At 41.4% G+C, this 18370-nt stretch carries 11 protein-coding genes; all 11 read left to right on the top strand.

Annotated features, from left to right (window positions below; genetic code table 11):
- The first annotated feature begins 280 nt into the window (after window positions 1-280).
- The 11 genes from MWU84_RS11975 to MWU84_RS11925 all read left to right on the top strand — a co-directional run bounded on the left by MWU84_RS11975 (window position 281) and on the right by MWU84_RS11925 (window position 18352).
- On the top strand, window positions 281-1672 hold the full coding sequence (locus MWU84_RS11975) for a RagB/SusD family nutrient uptake outer membrane protein (protein WP_246901719.1): 1392 nt from the start codon (window positions 281-283) through the stop codon (window positions 1670-1672).
- 268 nt (window positions 1673-1940) lie between these two features.
- On the top strand, window positions 1941-3419 hold the full coding sequence (locus tag MWU84_RS11970) for a glycoside hydrolase family 28 protein (RefSeq protein ID WP_246901718.1): 1479 nt from the start codon (window positions 1941-1943) through the stop codon (window positions 3417-3419).
- 20 nt (window positions 3420-3439) lie between these two features.
- Entirely contained in the window at window positions 3440-5365 is a 1926-nt protein-coding gene (locus MWU84_RS11965) for a hypothetical protein (protein ID WP_246901717.1), read from the top strand.
- A complete protein-coding gene (locus MWU84_RS11960) occupies window positions 5362-6687 on the top strand; it encodes an alpha-L-fucosidase (protein ID WP_246901716.1) in 1326 nt (441 codons plus the stop codon). The genes MWU84_RS11965 and MWU84_RS11960 overlap by 4 nt, the downstream gene beginning before the upstream one ends.
- Window positions 6688-6708: 21 nt before the next feature.
- Entirely contained in the window at window positions 6709-8169 is a 1461-nt protein-coding gene (locus tag MWU84_RS11955) for a hypothetical protein (protein ID WP_246901715.1), read from the top strand.
- A complete protein-coding gene (locus MWU84_RS11950) occupies window positions 8169-9050 on the top strand; it encodes a sialate O-acetylesterase (RefSeq protein WP_246901714.1) in 882 nt (293 codons plus the stop codon). Before MWU84_RS11955 ends, MWU84_RS11950 begins: the two co-directional genes overlap by 1 nt.
- A gap of 3 nt (window positions 9051-9053) precedes the next feature.
- Complete coding sequence (locus MWU84_RS11945) at window positions 9054-10487, top strand: sialate O-acetylesterase (RefSeq protein ID WP_246901713.1); 1434 nt, start codon at window positions 9054-9056, stop codon at window positions 10485-10487.
- A 111-nt stretch (window positions 10488-10598) separates the two neighbouring features.
- Window positions 10599-13001 (top strand): glycoside hydrolase family 95 protein, encoded by a 2403-nt coding sequence (locus MWU84_RS11940; protein ID WP_246901712.1) that lies wholly within the window; start codon window positions 10599-10601, stop codon window positions 12999-13001.
- An 18-nt stretch (window positions 13002-13019) separates the two neighbouring features.
- The gene (locus MWU84_RS11935; protein WP_246901711.1) at window positions 13020-15686 is read left to right on the top strand and encodes a glycoside hydrolase family 95-like protein; all 2667 of its coding nucleotides are present in this window, start codon (window positions 13020-13022) and stop codon (window positions 15684-15686) included.
- 61 nt (window positions 15687-15747) lie between these two features.
- The gene (locus MWU84_RS11930) at window positions 15748-16428 is read left to right on the top strand and encodes an SGNH/GDSL hydrolase family protein (protein WP_246901710.1); all 681 of its coding nucleotides are present in this window, start codon (window positions 15748-15750) and stop codon (window positions 16426-16428) included.
- The gene (locus MWU84_RS11925) at window positions 16412-18352 is read left to right on the top strand and encodes a glycoside hydrolase family 97 protein (RefSeq protein WP_246901709.1); all 1941 of its coding nucleotides are present in this window, start codon (window positions 16412-16414) and stop codon (window positions 18350-18352) included. Before MWU84_RS11930 ends, MWU84_RS11925 begins: the two co-directional genes overlap by 17 nt.
- Window positions 18353-18370 lie beyond the last annotated feature (18 nt).

The raw sequence follows: 18370 nt of genomic DNA, 5'->3' as shown, positions 1-18370 counted from the left end.
TGCGTTTAATTAAAAGAATAATAAAATGAACAGATATTATATAGAATTAGTGACGGCTTTGTTTGCCATAGTAATGGTAAGTTGCAGCGATGAGTTTCTGGAAGAAACACCGAGAGATTTTTTTACTGCTGATAATGCTTATTTAGAGCCCGTAGGGTTTGAGTTTGCAGTTGTAAACCTTCATAAAAATGCAAGAGATATATATACGGAGGCTGACGGGACTAACCACCATGTTCTTCTGGGTTTAGGTTCAGATTTTGCTGGATTCGGAGAAAATTTTGTGAGTGGGCCTCGAATGAACTATGAAGCCCTATCATCGAGTGACGGCCTTGCAACTGGTATTTGGAGGCAGATGTATGAGATCATTAAAAATGCCAATGTTATCATTGATCGATCTGAAAATCCTGATATCCAATGGGAAACGGACACTCAAAAAGATGAGTACGTGGCTGAAGCTAAGTTCTTTAGAGCTTATGCCTATCGGATTTTAGTACAACTCTATGGAGGTGTGCCAATTATCAGAAACGAGATAGGCGTAGCTACCAATGATCTTTCACGGGATTCCAAGGAAGAAGTCTATGCATTTATAGAGGAGGATTTGTTGGCTGCCATTGAAGATTTACCAGAGGTGACCGAGGTGTTACCAGGCAGGATAGCCCAAGCAGCAGCGTATCACTTGTTAGCAGAAATATATGTTGCTACAGAGCAATGGCAAAAAGCGATTAATGCCGCATCAGAGGTAATAAACAATCCGAATTACGAATTGATGAAATCCAGGTTTGGTTCCAGGGCAAGTGAAACAGGAGATGTTTACTGGGATCTTTTCCGTATCGGTAATCAAAATAGAACCAGCGGAAACATGGAGACGATATGGGCTATTCAAGCTGAATTCCAAACACCCGGTGGTGGAGACGAAACTGGGGCTAGAGGTTTTACACTTGAGAGAGCTTGGGGATCAAGATACCATTCGCTCAAAGATCCAAATGGGGCCAATGGTTTTGAAGTAGGTGATCAATATGGAAGACCCGTAGGATGGTGTACGCTTACCGATTATCTTGCATACGATATCTGGGATATCGACCAAGACGGTGTTTATGATACTGATATGCGAAACTCTTCGAACAATATTCATCGATACGAACGTGGCGATTTTGTGTATAATAATCCTAATTCTGAATTTTTTGGTCAGGTAGCTGAACTGGAAACGGTTGAGTCTCAAGCACCACGGTACTGGTTTCCTTATTTCATGAAGAATACTACTCCAAACAACCACCCAGGGGGGATAGTTAATACTGGTAGGATATGGAGAGATCAGTATTTAATGAGGTTAGCCGAGACTTATTTGTTAAGAGCAGAGGCTCACCTTGGAAATGGAGATCAGCCGAGTGCAGCAGCAGATATTAACGTGATTCGAGATAGAAGCAATGCTACACCTGTGGCATCCGGGGATGTCGACATCAATTTTATACTTGATGAGAGAGCCCGAGAACTAGCCATGGAAGAGTTCAGAACACTAACCCTACAGCGTCTGGAGCTACAATATGAGCGAACACGTGACCTGAATATATGGGCTGGTCCTACCATAGCACCTCATAATAACCTATGGCCAATTCCACAACGTGAAATCGACCTGAATACTGGAGCAGAATTGACACAGAATCCGGAATATTGAGTTTGTTAGTTGAGTTAGTTTCGAATAGTGCCATCACACAGTTGTTGGGGTGGCATTATTTTGATAATAACCCTTAACTAAGGAAAGAACGGCCTACTGGAATAGAAAACTCGCCAAGCCTTAGTCAATCGATAGACCTTATTCAAACGCTACAAGCTATCTCATATTGAATTTTCAATCAATTTACCCCTTTTTCAATTGTGTACTCAAAGAAAATCAAGGGAAAATCATGTAATTATTTAGTGAAATGAAAACCAAGATTACAACTATGAAACCTAAAAGGAAAATACGAATCAAACTAACACATAAATCCATAGTAATGGGCATTTTGTTCCTAATAATGATGCCTTTACAGGCAAAAGAAAGAGGCTTCACGGATGCTTCGGATTATGGTTTTTCACCAAAAGCTAGTGGGGTAGAAAACGTCAAAGCCTTACAAACAGCCCTGAATCAAGGGGGCAATATCATTGTAAGCGAGCCGGGCACCTACAAAGTGGCGGGCACGTCCTACATCGGCAGCAACACATCGATAGAGTTTGCCAAAGGGGTCATACTCCAGAAAGTGGACGAAGAGGGACCGTTCTCCCATGTGCTCTTGAACAAGGGGGCCCTGACCCGGACGTGGGACGAACACATATCTGTCAAAGGGCTTCACATAAGCGTGAACGGTGTGGTAAAGCGGTACAATGAAGTTTTCGGATTGAGGGGACAGCTTGCGTTCTTCTATGTAAAAGATCTGAAGATTGAAGGCTTCCGATGCTATGATATTGAAGGAGTTCAATTTAGCATTCACGTCTGTACGTTCGAAGATTTACTTATAGACGATACAATTCTGGAAGGTGATAAAGACGGGATCCATCTTGGCCGCGGTAACCGATTCAAAATATCCAACGCCACGTTCAAGACCCTCGACGATGCCTTGGCACTCAATGCCCATGATTATGCCAACTCCAATCCGGAAGTCGGCTGGATAGAAAATGGGGTGATAGAAAATTGTAATGACCTTTCTTTAGAAGGGCAACCTATAGTGGGTTACTTCTGCCGGATATTAGCCGGGGGTTGGATAGATTGGGAAGAGGGACTGGAGCTTCAAAATGCGGATGCAGTCGTTAGCGGAGGACGAATTTACCGTGTAGATGGACTGGGAGACGATGGGAAGCCGATTAAAGGTACCTGGAAAACCAAGACCAGACCTACACATAAAGAAGGTACAGTGGTTCTGGACGGAATCAAATGGGTGATGATGCAAGATGATGTGCAGTATACCGCAGGGGTACGAAACGTGGTTTACCGCGATATATTTCTTGAAAAGCCAAGAAGCAGTTTCTCCATCCATTTCGACAACAGCAGCTGGAGCAGATCTTATTATCCGGGAGCGGACATTCCTCAGCAAGAGCAATTGTTATTCGATAATGTAAAGGTGCTGCACGATGGCGAATTACCTTTTGTGAAAGTGAACACGCCAGTAGATGTATTTACCATTACGAACTGTAGTTTAAGAAATTCCGGAATTCTCTTCCACGGGAAGAAAGGCTACGTACCGGATTATGGTAAGACATTCGTCAATTTCTATGGCAACACTTTATATAGGAAAGGTGAGATGGTGTTGATCGAAAATAGAATTCCCGGGAAGGAAATCGAACTAAGGACCGCCAATAATATTGAAATATATGATGACTTCAAGGCCCTGATTATAGAAGGGGAGGGCAATATCAAAATAGAGTCGGATTTAACCGGGTTGAAATAATTACTGGAGATTTATTCGGAATGCGCCTGAGACTAAAATACATTCTGTTATTCCTATTGATACTGTTCGTATCGGTCGTTATAATCGACTTTATCAGGATATCCAACTATGAGACCATCACCAAACGCGGGGATGGTTTGAAATCTCAACAGGACGAGGTGTATTATGAGTTGGTGAACGGTGCGGATATTATGGACTGGAGCCGTCTGGACGGGGCCGTTGAATATGTAGAAAATGAATATGACTGCTCCGATTTCAGGCTGGTCAACCTGGTCAGGATCCTATATGAGTATGGAGACCGAATCCCTTCGGATTACCTATCGAAGATCGAGAAAGTACTTTTGAACTTTCGCTATTGGTGGGACGAGCCGGGAGAGAATTCGATGTGTTACTGGAGCGAGAACCACCAGATACTTTTTGCATCCGCGGAATACCTGATTGGTCAGAAATATGCTGATGCTTTGTTCCCAAATAGTGGCCTAACAGGAAAAGAGCATCAGGAGAAAGCCAGACAGCGGATCCTGGATTGGCTGGAGATGCGGTGGGACTATGGTTTTACGGAGTTTTATTCGGCGGCCTACTATCCCGAGGATATGGGTGCCCTTATGAACATCATCGACCTTTCAGAAGATAATGAAGTGGTTCGCAAGTCCCGGATCATCTTGGATTTGCTCATGTACGATGTGGCCTCGCAGACCAGTAGCAATACCATGTTCGTGTCGGTAACCGGGAGGGCCTATGAAAGGGGACGTAGGGGAGCACCCTGGGTGAATAGCTTTAGGGAGCTTACCAACTATTATTGGGGAGATGGTAAGGAGATTGAAGCTGACATGATCTATGCCGTCATGAAGTCAAAAAGATATCGACTCCCACCGGTATTCACGGAAATAGCCAAAGACACGTCCGATGTAATAATTCGCCAGTGCAATGGATTAGATATAGCCGACCTAAAAGAGGAGGGATACTATGGTCCGGATGATCGGAGCATGATGATGCAGTGGGGCATGGAGAGTTTTACGAATCCTGAGATCATCAGGAACACGATGGCCCACATAAGAAAGTGCAATATGTTCTCCAACAAGTTTTTGGCCGATGCCAAATATCTGGATTTTACGCTGATCAAAGCTTTACATCTGGAGCCCTTCCTATCCAGGTCATTAAAAATGCAGACCAATGGCGCAGCGATTCAGCAAGGCCACACCTACACCTACAGGACAAAGGATTACTCGTTATATACGGTACAGAAATATCATCCCGGCACATACGGCACCCAACAGCACGTGGCAGGGATGAATATTGGCGATTATTTTAGCATATACCATATGCATCCCGCCAGGATCGGAGGGAATAAAGATGCATCACCGGGATATTGGGTAGGTTATGGGCATTTGCCCCATTCCGTGCAGGATCAAAATGTGAACATCTCTATCTATAATACACCTGAAGAGAAGGCAATTATGGAGTTGGGTTTAATTGATTTTACGCATGCCTATTTCCCCCAGGCCTTATTTGATACCACGCTTGTAGAGAATAACTATGCTTTTGGGAAAAAAGGTGAAACCTACAGTGCTTTTATAGGAGCCAATACCTTTGAGGTAAAAGATGAAAAAGATATAATCCAGCCTGGTAACAAGGTTTTTTGGATCACAGAAGCCGGCTCTAAATCCGAAGATGGAAATTTTCAAAATTTCATTAAAAGGATAAAAAGCAATAAAATAGAGTGGGACAGTGTATCCCTTACACTCTCCTATAAATCTCAAGGAAAGAATTATTACACAAAGTTTGACGGAGATTTCAGGATTGATGATGAGCTGGTCGATTTGAATTATAAGAGGTATGATGCCCCATATGTCCAGTCCGAACTCAGGCCGGAAACCATTGAGATCGCCCACAATGGGAAATCACTTTTTCTGGATTATAAGAACATGAAAAGAGAAATACGATGAAGAAGATGCAACAAATGACAGTACTGCTATTGCTACTAATAGGCAGTCAGGTAATGAGCCAAGATAAAATTCTAAACCTTAACAAACCCGAGCGAGAAGCCTGGTTCAGCGAGCTGGGGTTCGGGATGTTCATCCATTGGAGTATGGACGTGCAGCTTGGCTTGGTCATAAGCCACAGTATGGTGGGGGCATCGGATGACTATTTGGACCGATATGTGAACGAGCTTCCCAAGACCTTCGATCCCGATGAGTTTAATGCAAATGAATGGGCAAGGGCCGCTAAGCTGGCAGGCATGAAATATGTGGTTTTCACCACCAAGCACCACAACGGCTTTTGCATGTTCGATACTAAGACCACGGATTTTGATATCATGAACACTCCTTACGGGAAGGATATTACCAAGCAGATCGTGGATGCTTTCCGAGCCGAAGGGCTGGCCATCGGTTTTTACTATTCACCGGACGACTTTTACTTCTTGTACGAACAGGGTGTGCCTATCTCACGGGATCGACCGGAAGCCCTTGCTTCGGGCAATGAGCCATTGAACAAGTACGTGAAGGAGCAGATGAGGGAACTAATGACCAACTATGGAAAGATCGATATCATTTTTCTGGATGGTAGGGAACAGTACGCCAAGACGGAGCTGGCCAAGGTTTGCTGGCAGATGGATCCAGACGTGGTAGTGACAAGAGGTGCGATGGAAACCCCCGAGCAGTTTACCCCAGACGAGCCGTTACCTGCACCGTGGGAAGCCAACTACACCTTTGGGGACCAGTGGCAGTTCAGACCATCCAATGAAAATTACAAAACAGCTAATGACTGTATCAAAAAGCTCATTGACATCAGGGCCAAAGGAGGAAATTTTCTACTCAACTTCGGTCCGGACGAGAAAGGACGATTTCCCTGGGAGCAGGAAGCAGGATTGAATAAAGTTTCCCTTTGGATGTTCATCAACCGGGAAGCCTTTGTCGATACCGAGCCTTTGGATATTGTCAGAGAAGATAATATCTGGTTCCTGAAAAAGAAAGGAGAACATACTGTCTATGCTTTTCTGGTGGAGGAATCATGGCCGTTCGGAGAGCGAAAAGTGCGTACTATAAAATCACTTGAGGCAGGAAAGAACGCAAAAATTTCGATTCTGGGACAAAATAGTCAGGTGCTCGAATATAATCCTGATGTAGATCCAGCTCCAACTATCAAAAACACCGGTGCGGGACTTGAAATATCCGTCATGCGTTCCCATAGGATCTATAATGACAGAAAGTGGCCCAATCCCATCGTGGTGAAGCTGGAGGATGTGGAATTCAATTCCGACAAGTAGTATATAAATATAATCGAAACAATGAAAATGAAAGTAATGCGAATAAGACCCTTATTAATACTAATGCTTACCGCAATCAAAGTGGGCCATGGCCAGCAATCAGCATTTACTAATGCTGTAGATTTTGGTTTCTCTCCAAAAGCTTCGGGCATTGCAAATGTGAAGGCCCTACAAAAAGCATTAGATCAAGGAGGTACAATTCTTGTAAGCGAGCCTAGTACATATAAGGTAGCTGGGACGAGTTATATAGGGAGTAATACCTCTATCGAATTCGGCAAAGGTGTCATACTCCAGAAAGTTAACGAAGAAGGGCTTTTTTCCCACGTGCTTTTGAATAAGGGTGCCCTTACTCGAACCTATGACGAACACATATCTGTCAAAGGGCTTCACATAAGCGTAAACGGTGTGGTAAAGCGGTACATTGAAGTTTTTGGACTCAGGGGACAGCTCGCATTCTTCTACGTAAAAGATCTGAAAATAGAAGGTTTTCGATGCTATGATATTGAGGGAGTTCAGTTCAGTATCCATGTTTGTACTTTTGAAGATCTACTCATAGATGACACCATTCTAGAAGGTGATAAAGACGGGATACATCTGGGAAGAGGTAATCGTTTCAAAATATCCAATGCTACCTTTAAAACACTTGACGATGCTCTGGCACTCAATGCTCACGATTATGCCAACTCCAATCCAGAAGTTGGTTGGATTGAAAATGGTGTAATAGAAAATTGTAATGACCTTTCTTTAGAAGGGCAACCTGTAGTTGGTTATTTCTGCCGCATTTTAGCCGGGGGATGGATAGACTGGGAAGAAGGATTAGAACTACAAAATGCAGATGCAGTAGTTTCTGACGGAAGAATCTACCGTGTAGATGGAATGGGAGACGATGGAAAGCCAATTAAAGGTACCTGGAAAACCAAAACAAGACCTACTCATACAGAAGGTATAGTGGTTCTGGATGGCATCAAATGGGTGATGATGCAAGACGATGTGGAGTACACCGCAGGAGTAAGAAACGTAGTTTATCGTGATATTTTTCTTGAAAAGCCAAGAAGTAGTTTTTCCATCCATTTTGACAACAGTAGCTGGAGTAGATCTTATTATCCAGGAGCAGACATTCCTCAGCAAGAGCAATTATTATTTGATAATGTAAAGGTGTTACACGATGGGGAATTACCTTTTGTAAAAGTCAACACACCAGTAGATTTATTTACCATTACGAACTGTAGTTTAAGAAATTCTGGAATTCTCTTCCATGGTAAAAAAGGCTACGTACCAGACTATGGAAAAACATTCGTCAATTTCTACGGCAACACGTTGAATAAGAAAGGAGAAATGACGCTTGTAGAAAATCGAGTAGAAGGAAAAGAGATCATTCTGAATATGGACAACAACATTGAGATTTCAGAAGATTTTAAAGCAGTCATCAAAAATGACGGAGGCATCATCTCTATTAACTCTGATCTTACAGGCTTGAAATAATGGCGATAAATAAACTTAGTATTTACGATTTCAGAGTTTGGAAGTGGTTTGAATCTAGCCTAAACCTGTTGCCATTGTATGTGCTCATCTTGATGTTAAGTTCGTGCAATGTTTCAAAAAACAACCTTCAAGGAAATAATGAGCCGCTAGAGAAAAATCCAGAACAAACAGTTTGGGTCTATTTAATGGCAGGCCAATCTAATATGGCGGGTCGTGGTGCTATTGAGGCTCAGGACACCATAAGTAACCCTCGAATTTTGAGTATAGACAGTCAGAACAATTGGGTTTTAGCTAAAGAACCGCTTCATTTTTATGAAAATAGCGGTCTGGACTGTGGGATGAGCTTTGCTCGGGAAATGTTGAAGCATGTTCCTGATTCAGTTACCATAGCTTTAGTTCCTTGTGCTGTTGGCGGAAGTTCTATCTATAAATGGCTAGATGAAGATTCAGAACATCGTGGGGTAAAATTGTTGAGGAACTTTAAACAGAAAGTTGACCTGGCTAAAGCACGAGGTGAGATTAAAGGTATTCTTTGGCACCAGGGCGAAAGCAATGCAAATGAAAAGGATATCCCTGTTTACAATAAAGCAGTCAATAGCTTATTTGAGATTTTTAGAGCTGAAGTAGGTGATGCCGACCTTCCCATCGTGATGGGAGAATTGGGTCGGTTTGCAAAGCCAGAAGAGAAAGCCTTCAAATTTCAGAGAATTAATCAAGTGATTAGATCCGTGGCAGAAAATGATAAGAATACCTATTGGGTCTCTTCAAAAGGATTGGATCACAAAGGTGATAATCTTCAATTCAATTCTGTAGCCCAGCGTAAATTGGGAAAGCGATATGCTGAGGAGATGCTTAAAACAATGACAAATAAAACCAAATAATTTATGACAAAACGATCAACAATAGGACTACATATAGGCTTCGTTTTATGCCTGTTGATATCCTTTCAGATTCAAGCACAAGTGCATTTGCCTTCAATCTTTGGAAGCAATATGGTACTTCAGCGTAATAGCGATGTTTCCATTTGGGGTAGAGGAAAAGCTACAGATGACATAGTTATTACTACTTCCTGGAATGGGAGTACGTATACGACCCAATCAGATAAGGAGGGTAACTGGAAACTCAAGGTTAAGACCCCCGAAGCCGGGGGGCCTTATCAGGTTGATATTTCAGATGGAAAAGAAATCGTAACCCTTGAAAATGTATTGATAGGGGAAGTTTGGGTGTGTTCCGGGCAGTCTAATATGGAGTGGGACCTGGTTAGGACAGGAAGTCCTACCTCTCCAAACCCAAACAATCTGTTGCTTCAAGCAAACCAGCCTACTATTCGATTATTCAATGTAGAACAAGCTAAGAGCTATGAGCCACAAGATGATTTTGTGGCAGACTGGAAGGAGTGTGGTCCTGAATCAGCCGGGGAATTTAGTGCCGTAGGATATTATTTTGGTAAGATGTTATATGAAACGCTTAATGTTCCCATTGGCTTGATTTCGTCTAATTGGGGAGGGACTCGGATTCAAGCATGGATCGATGAAGCTGGTTTAAAATCCTTCGATCCTTCAATCTTAGAAGATCATAGTGAAAAAATCAGTCAAAACAGGTCATCTGCATTATTTAACGCCATGATAAACCCTATGCTCGAGTTTAAAATACAAGGAGTTATTTGGTATCAGGGAGAAAGTAACAGAAAGGAACCTGAAATCTATGATAACCTAATGGAGCTTATGGTCAAGCGTTGGAGGGAGCGTTGGAGTATAGGTGAGTTCCCATTTTATTACTGCCAGGTAGCACCTTTTGATTATAAAGAACCCGAAATAAATTCCGCATTTTTAAGAGAAGCTCAATATAAGGCTTCCAAACAAATACCCAATTCGGGAATGGTATCATTGATGGATACTGGCGAAGAAAAAGACATCCATCCTGCCAACAAGGTTGAGGCCGGTCAACGCCTCGCTTATTATGCTTTAAAAGAGACATATGGTATAAAAGGAATAGTTAGTAGAGGACCGGAACTAGATGAAATGACCATTGACGGTTCTGTGGTACACCTAACTTTTATAAATGATGATGGAGGCATTACCAATTATGGCAAAGGTTTTAATCTTTTTGAAATAGCAGGAGCAAATAAGGAGTTTCATCCCGCCTCTGCCAGGTACGATTGGAAAACAAAAGTAATGTTGCTGTCAAGTCCAGAGGTAAAGAAGCCTGTTGCGGTGCGATATGCATTTAAGGATTTTGTTGTAGGGGATTTGTATAATAGATATGGTATACCCGCTTCTTCATTTAGAACTGATGACTGGGAGGATGATTCAAAATAATTCGCAGCATAATATCCCCTAACAGACATTCATTTTTAATGAGTACAGATTTAAACTAGGTCTGCAATGAGATAGCTTTTAAATTGAGTAATAATATTTTGAACATAAATTATGATGACAAAATACTTTAAACCCGCGATTATTGCATTTTGCTATTTTTTAGCATCATGCTCTAATCAAAAAGAAGACAGTGTAGTTCTTTCTCACTCTCTTTGGTATGATGAACCAGCCACGGAATGGCTTGAAGCGCTTCCTCTGGGTAATGGAAGATTGGGCGCTATGGTTTTTGGTGGAGTAAGGAATGAGAAACTATATCTTAATGAAGAAAGTCTTTGGGCAGGAATGCCTGAAGACCCATATCCTGAAAATGTGGGTTTACACTACCAGAAATTTCAGGAGTTAAACCTTGAGGGACGCTATGATGAAGCTTATGATTATGCTATGAGTAATCTTGCTGTTTCACCTACAGCCTTTAGATCATACGAGCCACTGGGTAAGTTATTTTTGACATTCGGCCATAACGGTACACCAGAATCCTACAAACGGGACCTCAACTTAGAAACCGGAATTTTGACTATCGAGTACGTAGTTGATGGAAAGCGTTTTAAACGGGAATCTTTCATTTCTGCTGATTACGATGTCTTGATTTACCGGTTTGAAAGTCTTGATGGGGAGCCGCTTTCTACACAGATTAATTTTCAGAGAGAAAAGGATGTAACTCTTAGCGTAATTAATAATCAAATCATTGAAGTTACTGGTCAAATATTTGATGACCCCAATGGTTATGAGGACAACAAAGGAGGATCGGGTCAAGGAGGACATCATATGAAATTTTCAAGTCACATCGGGGTGCTTAATCAGAATGGTGAAATCAAGGCTTCAGGTAATAAGCTAAATATTGAAAATAGTACTTCATTCACACTTATTACAAGCGCTGCAACAGACTATAATTTAGAAGAGATGAACTTTGATAGGAGTATTGATGCAAAGCAAAATTCTATCAACAAACTCAAGTCAGCACTAAAGGAACCTTATAATCGAATTAAATCAGACCAAATCACTGAGCACGCTGCTATTTTTAATCGGGTGAAATTGGAGATTGAAGCCAAATCACTAGATAGTCTTTCAACAAAAGATAGATTAGAAAGGCTATCGCAAGGAAAGGAAGATGTGGGGCTTGAGCAACTTTTCTTTCAATACGGTCGTTATTTGATGATGTCTAGCGGCATGCGCCGGGCTGTATTGCCTTCCAGCCTGCAGGGGATATGGAGTGAAAAGATGTGGGCACCCTGGGAGTCTGATTTTCATCTCAATATCAATTTACAAATGAATTATTGGCCAGTTGAGACGTGTAACCTTTCTGAAGCCACAATTCCACTTTCAAATTTTATGCAGGGTATTGCTGAAAGAGGTAAAGTTCCTGCTCAAAAATTTATTGGTTCAGAGGGGTGGATGGCACATCACGCAACAAACCCATTTGGTAGGGTAACACCAAAAGGTTCATTTCAAAAATCACAGGTGGCAAACGGATATTGCTTTCCGCTTGCAGGTGCCTGGATGTCACTTTCACTCTGGAGACATTATGAGTTTACTAAAGATGAAAAATACCTTAGAGAATCTGTTTATCCAATTATTTCAGGATCTTCAAGGTTTATCCTGGATTTTTTAAAGGAAAATGAAAAGGGAGAATTAGTTACAGCGCCTTCATACTCTCCGGAAAATTCCTATATAAATCCAGCTACAGGAGAACCACAGTTGAATACCGTAGCTGCAACGATGGATATGCAAATCATAAGAAGCATTTTTGAAGCATGCCTAGAGTCTGAGAAACAATTGGGAATAAGTGAACTATCTGAACAGGTTCGTGCTGCAATGAAACGATTGCCGCCTACTAAGATTGGGGCAAATGGAACGATACAGGAGTGGTATGAAGATTATGAAGAAGTAGATTCAGGACACCGGCATATTTCACACTTATTAGGGCTGTATCCTTCAGCAGAAATTTCTCCAGAAACACCAGATCTATTTGAAGCAGCCAAGAAAACCATAGAGCGCAGATTATCTGACGGAGGAGGGCAAACCGGCTGGAGTAGAGCCTGGATAGTTAATTTCTACGCACGTCTTGGAAATGGAGAACAGGCTCATGTGCATTTGAAGGATCTCATAGGCGAGCAGTTGGGCCCAAACTTCTTCGACCTACATCCACCGGGAATTTTTCAGATCGATGGGAATTTTGGGGGTACTGCCGGTATGGCTGAGATGCTCATCCAATCTCATGTACCTGGAAAGATATACCTCTTACCCGCCTTGCCCGAGGAATGGAAAAACGGTAAAGTAGAGGGACTGAAAGCCCGAGGTAATTTTGAAGTAGCTATGGAATGGGAAGATGGAATGGTCACCGATGCAAGAATCACTTCACTGGTTGGAGGGGAGGTTGAGGTATTTATGGGTGATAAAAGTGAAATGATAAATTTTCAGCCTGGAGAGACTAAGACCTTGTCTTTTAAAAACTAAATAAAGCAGTCAAACACCATGAATAAAATACTGATACCTTTCTTTATTATCCTATTCAGCTATTCCGAAGTCAATGCGCAAACGCGTTTATGGGATCAAGAGCCAACCTATTGGGAGGCCGCAAAAAATACATCAATCACATTGCCCATTTCAGAAACAGTGAGCAACAGTAGTGGAAATGTTATATGGACACCCGAGCAATTCTCAAATCGTCATGACAGAGGATTCCAGATGAATAACAAGCAATTGAAGGTGGCATTATGGAGAAAAAACAATAAACAAGTATTGTCTTTTATGAAAACGGATGTTTGGGACCGAAGATTTGCCAATACACCTATCCTCACACTAGATCAAGTAGAAGAAACGCTTTTTGACCCTGAAAACACCTATACTCAAGAAAAAACGAAAGCGTTAGATAATGGTGGGAACCCACGTGATGGTGGTTGGATTCGTACCTCAGATGGTAAACTTCACCAAAGCTATGGCTGGAAAGCTTATGATTTTCCAATCCAGAAACCGGTTGGTCAAGCTATATTTAACCTTGATGGTATTCAAATACCAGATGATCTTTTCGGAACCTTAAATTTTGAGGATGGAACTGTTAGCGTCAAAATAGGTGAAGAGTCACAGGCGAGTGCTACGTTGACTTATTTAACAATGATGCCTGAAAATATTGTGGCCGTAAACATTAAAGCTCAGGGTTTAAAAAATCCAGCTTCAGTTCGGCTTTTCAGACATCAGGATGTTACCAAACCAAATAGTAAAGCCACTGTAAAAAAAATAGATGGTAGCAATCAAATCATCTATGAACAAAATGAGGGATGGGACTATGAGGCACACCCTGAGCTTAGTGAGCCAATAACCCCACCTGCGGTGGAGCAAGACGGACGCTACTTCTGGATATCTCAAAAAATGCCGGCGGAACACACTTTCCCTGATGGGTTTGAGTATGTGTTGATGGGAGTTATCAATGGGGCATCTTATAGTATTGAAAAAAAGATGGATAAAACGTCTGAACTGGGTATGATGGATAATATCTATGATGACACACCAGGTTATGCTGTAGATGCCCTATTAGATTCTAAAGATGATACTGAATTTACAATTTTTCTTACTGTAGTAACATCAAATGATGGCGATGATTTAGTAAAAATTGCAAAACAGAATCTTAAAGATGCTCAAGCTAAAAATATGCGGGGTATTATCGCAGAGAATGCTGATTGGTATAAGGATTTTTATAATCAAAGGGAGCAGGGAAGAATATTTGATGGAACACCCGAGAGGGCTCAAAAGCGAATACCTAATCTATATTATAGTTGGGTAGGGATGCATTCCCGTGAGAGTGCCCCTGATCCTGAGAAGTTCGAGGCAGATGCCTGGTACGGAAATCTTGATGTTGATTTTAACAATCTGTGGCACACGCTTTCGTGTTATAACGAAACCTATTTTACGCACTATGCTGTAATGAACAGGCTGGATATGCTAGATTATCAGATTAAGCTTCCAAAGTTTTGGCTGGAAGCAACTAAACAGTATACTGAAGAGGTTTATGGGCTAAATGGAGCTTTCGGTCCGCCACATGGATATCAGGGACCAATTAAGCCTCAAGAAATTATGCGGACTAATACTATATTGGATTTTTGTACCGAGGTACCTGGGCAGTTACTTAAGTGTGCTTGGGATGCCTGGGACTATGGCGGAGATGAAAAGGTGCTTAAAGAGTACCTCTATCCTCCATTGAGAGAGCATGCCATTTTCGTCTCTGAATATATGACTTTGGGAGAAGATGGAAAATATCACGTAATTCCATCGCACAGCGGAGAACATTTTGGTTTTACCTACCAATACAAATACAATAGAGATAATGTAGCGGGTGTAGCCATGTTCAAATGGATCCTAATAAGAGCTGCAGAAGCAGCAGAATACTTGGGCAGGGATTTGGACCTAGCAAAAAAATGGCGTAAAAGGGCAAGTCAAATGGTCGATTTTCACCTGGAAAAAGGACCAAGTGGAGCTGTATTTTCAGATGCTGAAGGAATAAGCTCACTTAGAGTCCCTTATAATAATGCAACAGTTGCCTATCCCACTGCAGTAGCAGATTTTATCAATCTTGATTCTGAACCAAAGGATAAGGAAATAGCGCTTAACACTGCTCGGGATGTGTGGGGTCATCGGGTCAATCGGCAGGTTTTTCATTTACTGGGAGAAGATCCAGACGTTTTACATATTTGGTGGGCCGGAGTATTTACGTATCACATGTCTAAATTTGGACGTAAAGGATGGCCACCAACTATTGATGAAGATATAACGGTTCCTTTAGACAATCTAGATACTAGATGGGATGCTTTCTTTTTTGAGCCTGAAAGACTCATAAACTCAAGAAGCGGACGCATACATCTGTTCCCTACTGTTCCTAAAAATACAACTGTTGCCTTTAAACAAATGCTGGCCAGAGGTGGATTTGAAGTTTCTTCTGAAATGATCGATGGAGATATTACTTATCTAAAAGTACTTTCTAAAAGAGACAATATTTGCCAGCTGATGAATCCATGGCCGGGTCAAAAATTGAAAATTGTTTCTGATAAATCTGGAAAGCAGCTTGATTTTAAAATAGACAGTAGTAACGGAGAATGTATTGTTTTTGAAGCAAAAAAAGGTTTTTCCTATTCTCTAAGCAGAATATAAAATGATGGAAATAAATAAGTTCAAATTATTTTCTCGGACACTCGTACTAATCGTCTTTCTGATGTTGACCGAAAGATGCCCAGCCCAATCCAATAAGGTATCCGACAGTAATGGAGACAAAAAGGAAGGACTTCACACTGATGGAGGAGCGTGGGGTTTTAAGGTTTCAGATCAAACATCAAATGCGGACTCCACCTATATCCTGCTGATTGGTGATTCTATTTTGCATGGTTATGGAGATATGGTAAAGTATAGCCTTGCAAATGATGCTGTAGTGGATTTTTGGATGACGGGAAAGCATTTGAATAGTGAGGGATTGATTGAGGAATTACAGGATTATGTCAGCCGAAGAAACTATGCTGTAATTCACTTCAATATTGGCTTGCATGGTTGGCAACAAGGTAGAATCCCGGAGGGTAAATATGTGCCACTTCTGGAGAGATACGTGCAAACTATTAAGAATTATGCCCCTCAGGCCAAATTGATATGGGCAAGTATAACACCAGTTACAGCTCAGGGAGTAGCAGAGCTAAACAAAGAAATCAACCCGACAATAGTAAAGCGCAATGCACTGGCTGATGAGGTGATGAAGCGAAACAATGTTGTGGTCAATGATCTCTATTCAGTAGTAGTAAATCGTCTTGATCTGGCTCGTTTGGATAGATTCCATTGGAATGCATCAGGCTATCAACTTATGAAGAATCAAATTATAAAGTATATTAAAGATGAAATTAAATACTAATTTGGATAAATGGATTTGGACTATCCGCTCTATTGTGATGTTAATCGGGATCAATTTTTTGATCTCATGTAGTTCAGATTTGGATCATCCCCTTTCAAGTCCGGATAGTCGTCATCAGCTTGCTTTTAAAGAGTCTTCTGGTGGTATTTCATTCAGTTATCAATTAGAAGGGGAAACTGTTTTGACAATAGAGTCCCTTGGACTCATTTTAGGGAATGCAAAATCAATACAAGGAAATGAAAAACTTATAAGTGTTGACAAATCATCTTTCGATGAAACCTGGCACCCTGTCATTGGAAAAAATAAATCCATTCTCAATCGATATAACGAGTATGTCCTGCATTTCAAAAACTCAAAGTCAGATCAGCCTGATTATGATATAGTTTTTAGATGCTATAACGATGGTTTTGCATACCGATATATTCTTGACAATCAACCCGAAAACGAACTAAGGATCTCAGGAGAAAATACCAGATTGCATTTTAATGACAACATTACTTTTTGGTCTTATAATCGTGAAAATGCTAATCTTGGCCCATTGTTAAGTCGTGATACTTCCATTGCCGAAATAAAGATTCCTATGGTAGTAAGGACCAGTAAAGATCTATACCTGGGGATTCATGAAGCAGCCATAGAACGTTACGCCCCACTTACCATAAAGTCTCAGGAAAAAGATCTCTCATTTAATGTAAGCACGACTAGTGATCAGGGTCCAATTACTACTTCTTGGAGAACTTTTATAGTTGGTGATCAGCCAGGCGATTTAGTTTCTTCTAACCTCTTACAGAACCTGAATGAACCTTGCAAGATTGAAGATACTTCCTGGATCAAGCCAGGAAAAACCTTATGGGACTGGAGAGTTTGGGGGTATAAGGCAGAAGATGGTTTTGAATATTTACTTGATACCAAAACGCACAAACGTTTTATTGATTTTGCCTCTAAGAACAATATCCAGTATCTGTTAATTGATGCAGATTGGTATGGTCCCGAATTCAGTTCTGATTCTGACCCCACGGCAGCCACGAGAGAAGGTTTTGATATACAGGAATGTATGTCTTATGCAAAAAGTCATGGTGTAGGTGTCATTCTTTACCTAAACGATGTTGGGGCCAAGAAATTTGGGCTGGAGCGAGTGTTGAAACAATTTGCTGATTGGGGAGCCGTTGGAGTCAAATATGGTTTTATGAAAGGAACCTGGGAAGAAAAAGTTAGGCATACCAGAGAAGTGGTGGAGCTCTGTGCAAAATACAAGCTCATGGTTGACTTTCATGACAATCCTGTTCCTCCAAGTGGTAATGAACGTACATATCCAAATCTTATGGCTATCGAGTTTGGTCATGCGCAAGCAGATGCCAAGCGTTCCTATTTTCCGGAAACAGCTGTCTCATCAGCATTTATCAATATGATTGCGGGTCCTATAGACTATACAAACGGCTGGTTCGATCTTAACAATGCCCATTCAAGAGAGCGGGTTTTTGAAGAAATACCGGGTACGGTTACTGCCGAAGTTGCTAAACTTATCGTCGCTCATACAGGCTGGATGGTTCTGCCTGATGCACCAGAGGAGTATTTGAAAAAGGAAGGTCTGTTCGATTGCATTCGAAAAATGCCTGCCCAGTTTGATAGTTTCAAAGTACTTCAAGGAGATATTGATTCATACATAAGCGTTGTAAGAGGTGCGGGAGATGATTGGTTCATCGGCTCCTTGAATAATAGAGATGCTCGCGAGATTGAAATTGATCTGAGCTTTCTGCCTCAAGGTGAAAATTATCTGGCCACTATTTATAGTGACGATGTGGATACTCATTTCCTAAATCAAAAGGAAACTTATGTCATTACCAAAGAGGAGGTTGATAATACCTCAACCGTGAAGGTCAAGCTTGCCCCCGGAGGAGGAAATGCCATCTATTTAAAAAAGATATAGTTAGATAAATATGAAAAA

Origin of the sequence: Arenibacter sp. F20364, from assembly GCF_023015905.1 — a bacterium.
Lineage (GTDB): Bacteria > Bacteroidota > Bacteroidia > Flavobacteriales > Flavobacteriaceae > Arenibacter.
The sequence above is the reverse complement of the archived record's forward strand: the minus strand, read 5'-3'. Positions and strand labels throughout refer to the sequence as shown.

Bases quoted from the DNA above. Each gene is read 5' to 3' on its own strand.
- MWU84_RS11970 (WP_246901718.1), top strand. From the start codon at position 1,941: ATGAAACCTAAAAGGAAAATACGAATCAAACTAACACATAAATCCATA.
- MWU84_RS11965 (WP_246901717.1), top strand. From the start codon at position 3,440: ATGCGCCTGAGACTAAAATACATTCTGTTATTCCTATTGATACTGTTC.
- MWU84_RS11960 (WP_246901716.1), top strand. From the start codon at position 5,362: ATGAAGAAGATGCAACAAATGACAGTACTGCTATTGCTACTAATAGGC.
- MWU84_RS11955 (WP_246901715.1), top strand. From the start codon at position 6,709: ATGAAAATGAAAGTAATGCGAATAAGACCCTTATTAATACTAATGCTT.
- MWU84_RS11950 (WP_246901714.1), top strand. From the start codon at position 8,169: ATGGCGATAAATAAACTTAGTATTTACGATTTCAGAGTTTGGAAGTGG.
- MWU84_RS11945 (WP_246901713.1), top strand. From the start codon at position 9,054: ATGACAAAACGATCAACAATAGGACTACATATAGGCTTCGTTTTATGC.
- MWU84_RS11940 (WP_246901712.1), top strand. From the start codon at position 10,599: ATGATGACAAAATACTTTAAACCCGCGATTATTGCATTTTGCTATTTT.
- MWU84_RS11935 (WP_246901711.1), top strand. From the start codon at position 13,020: ATGAATAAAATACTGATACCTTTCTTTATTATCCTATTCAGCTATTCC.
- MWU84_RS11930 (WP_246901710.1), top strand. From the start codon at position 15,748: ATGTTGACCGAAAGATGCCCAGCCCAATCCAATAAGGTATCCGACAGT.
- MWU84_RS11925 (WP_246901709.1), top strand. From the start codon at position 16,412: ATGAAATTAAATACTAATTTGGATAAATGGATTTGGACTATCCGCTCT.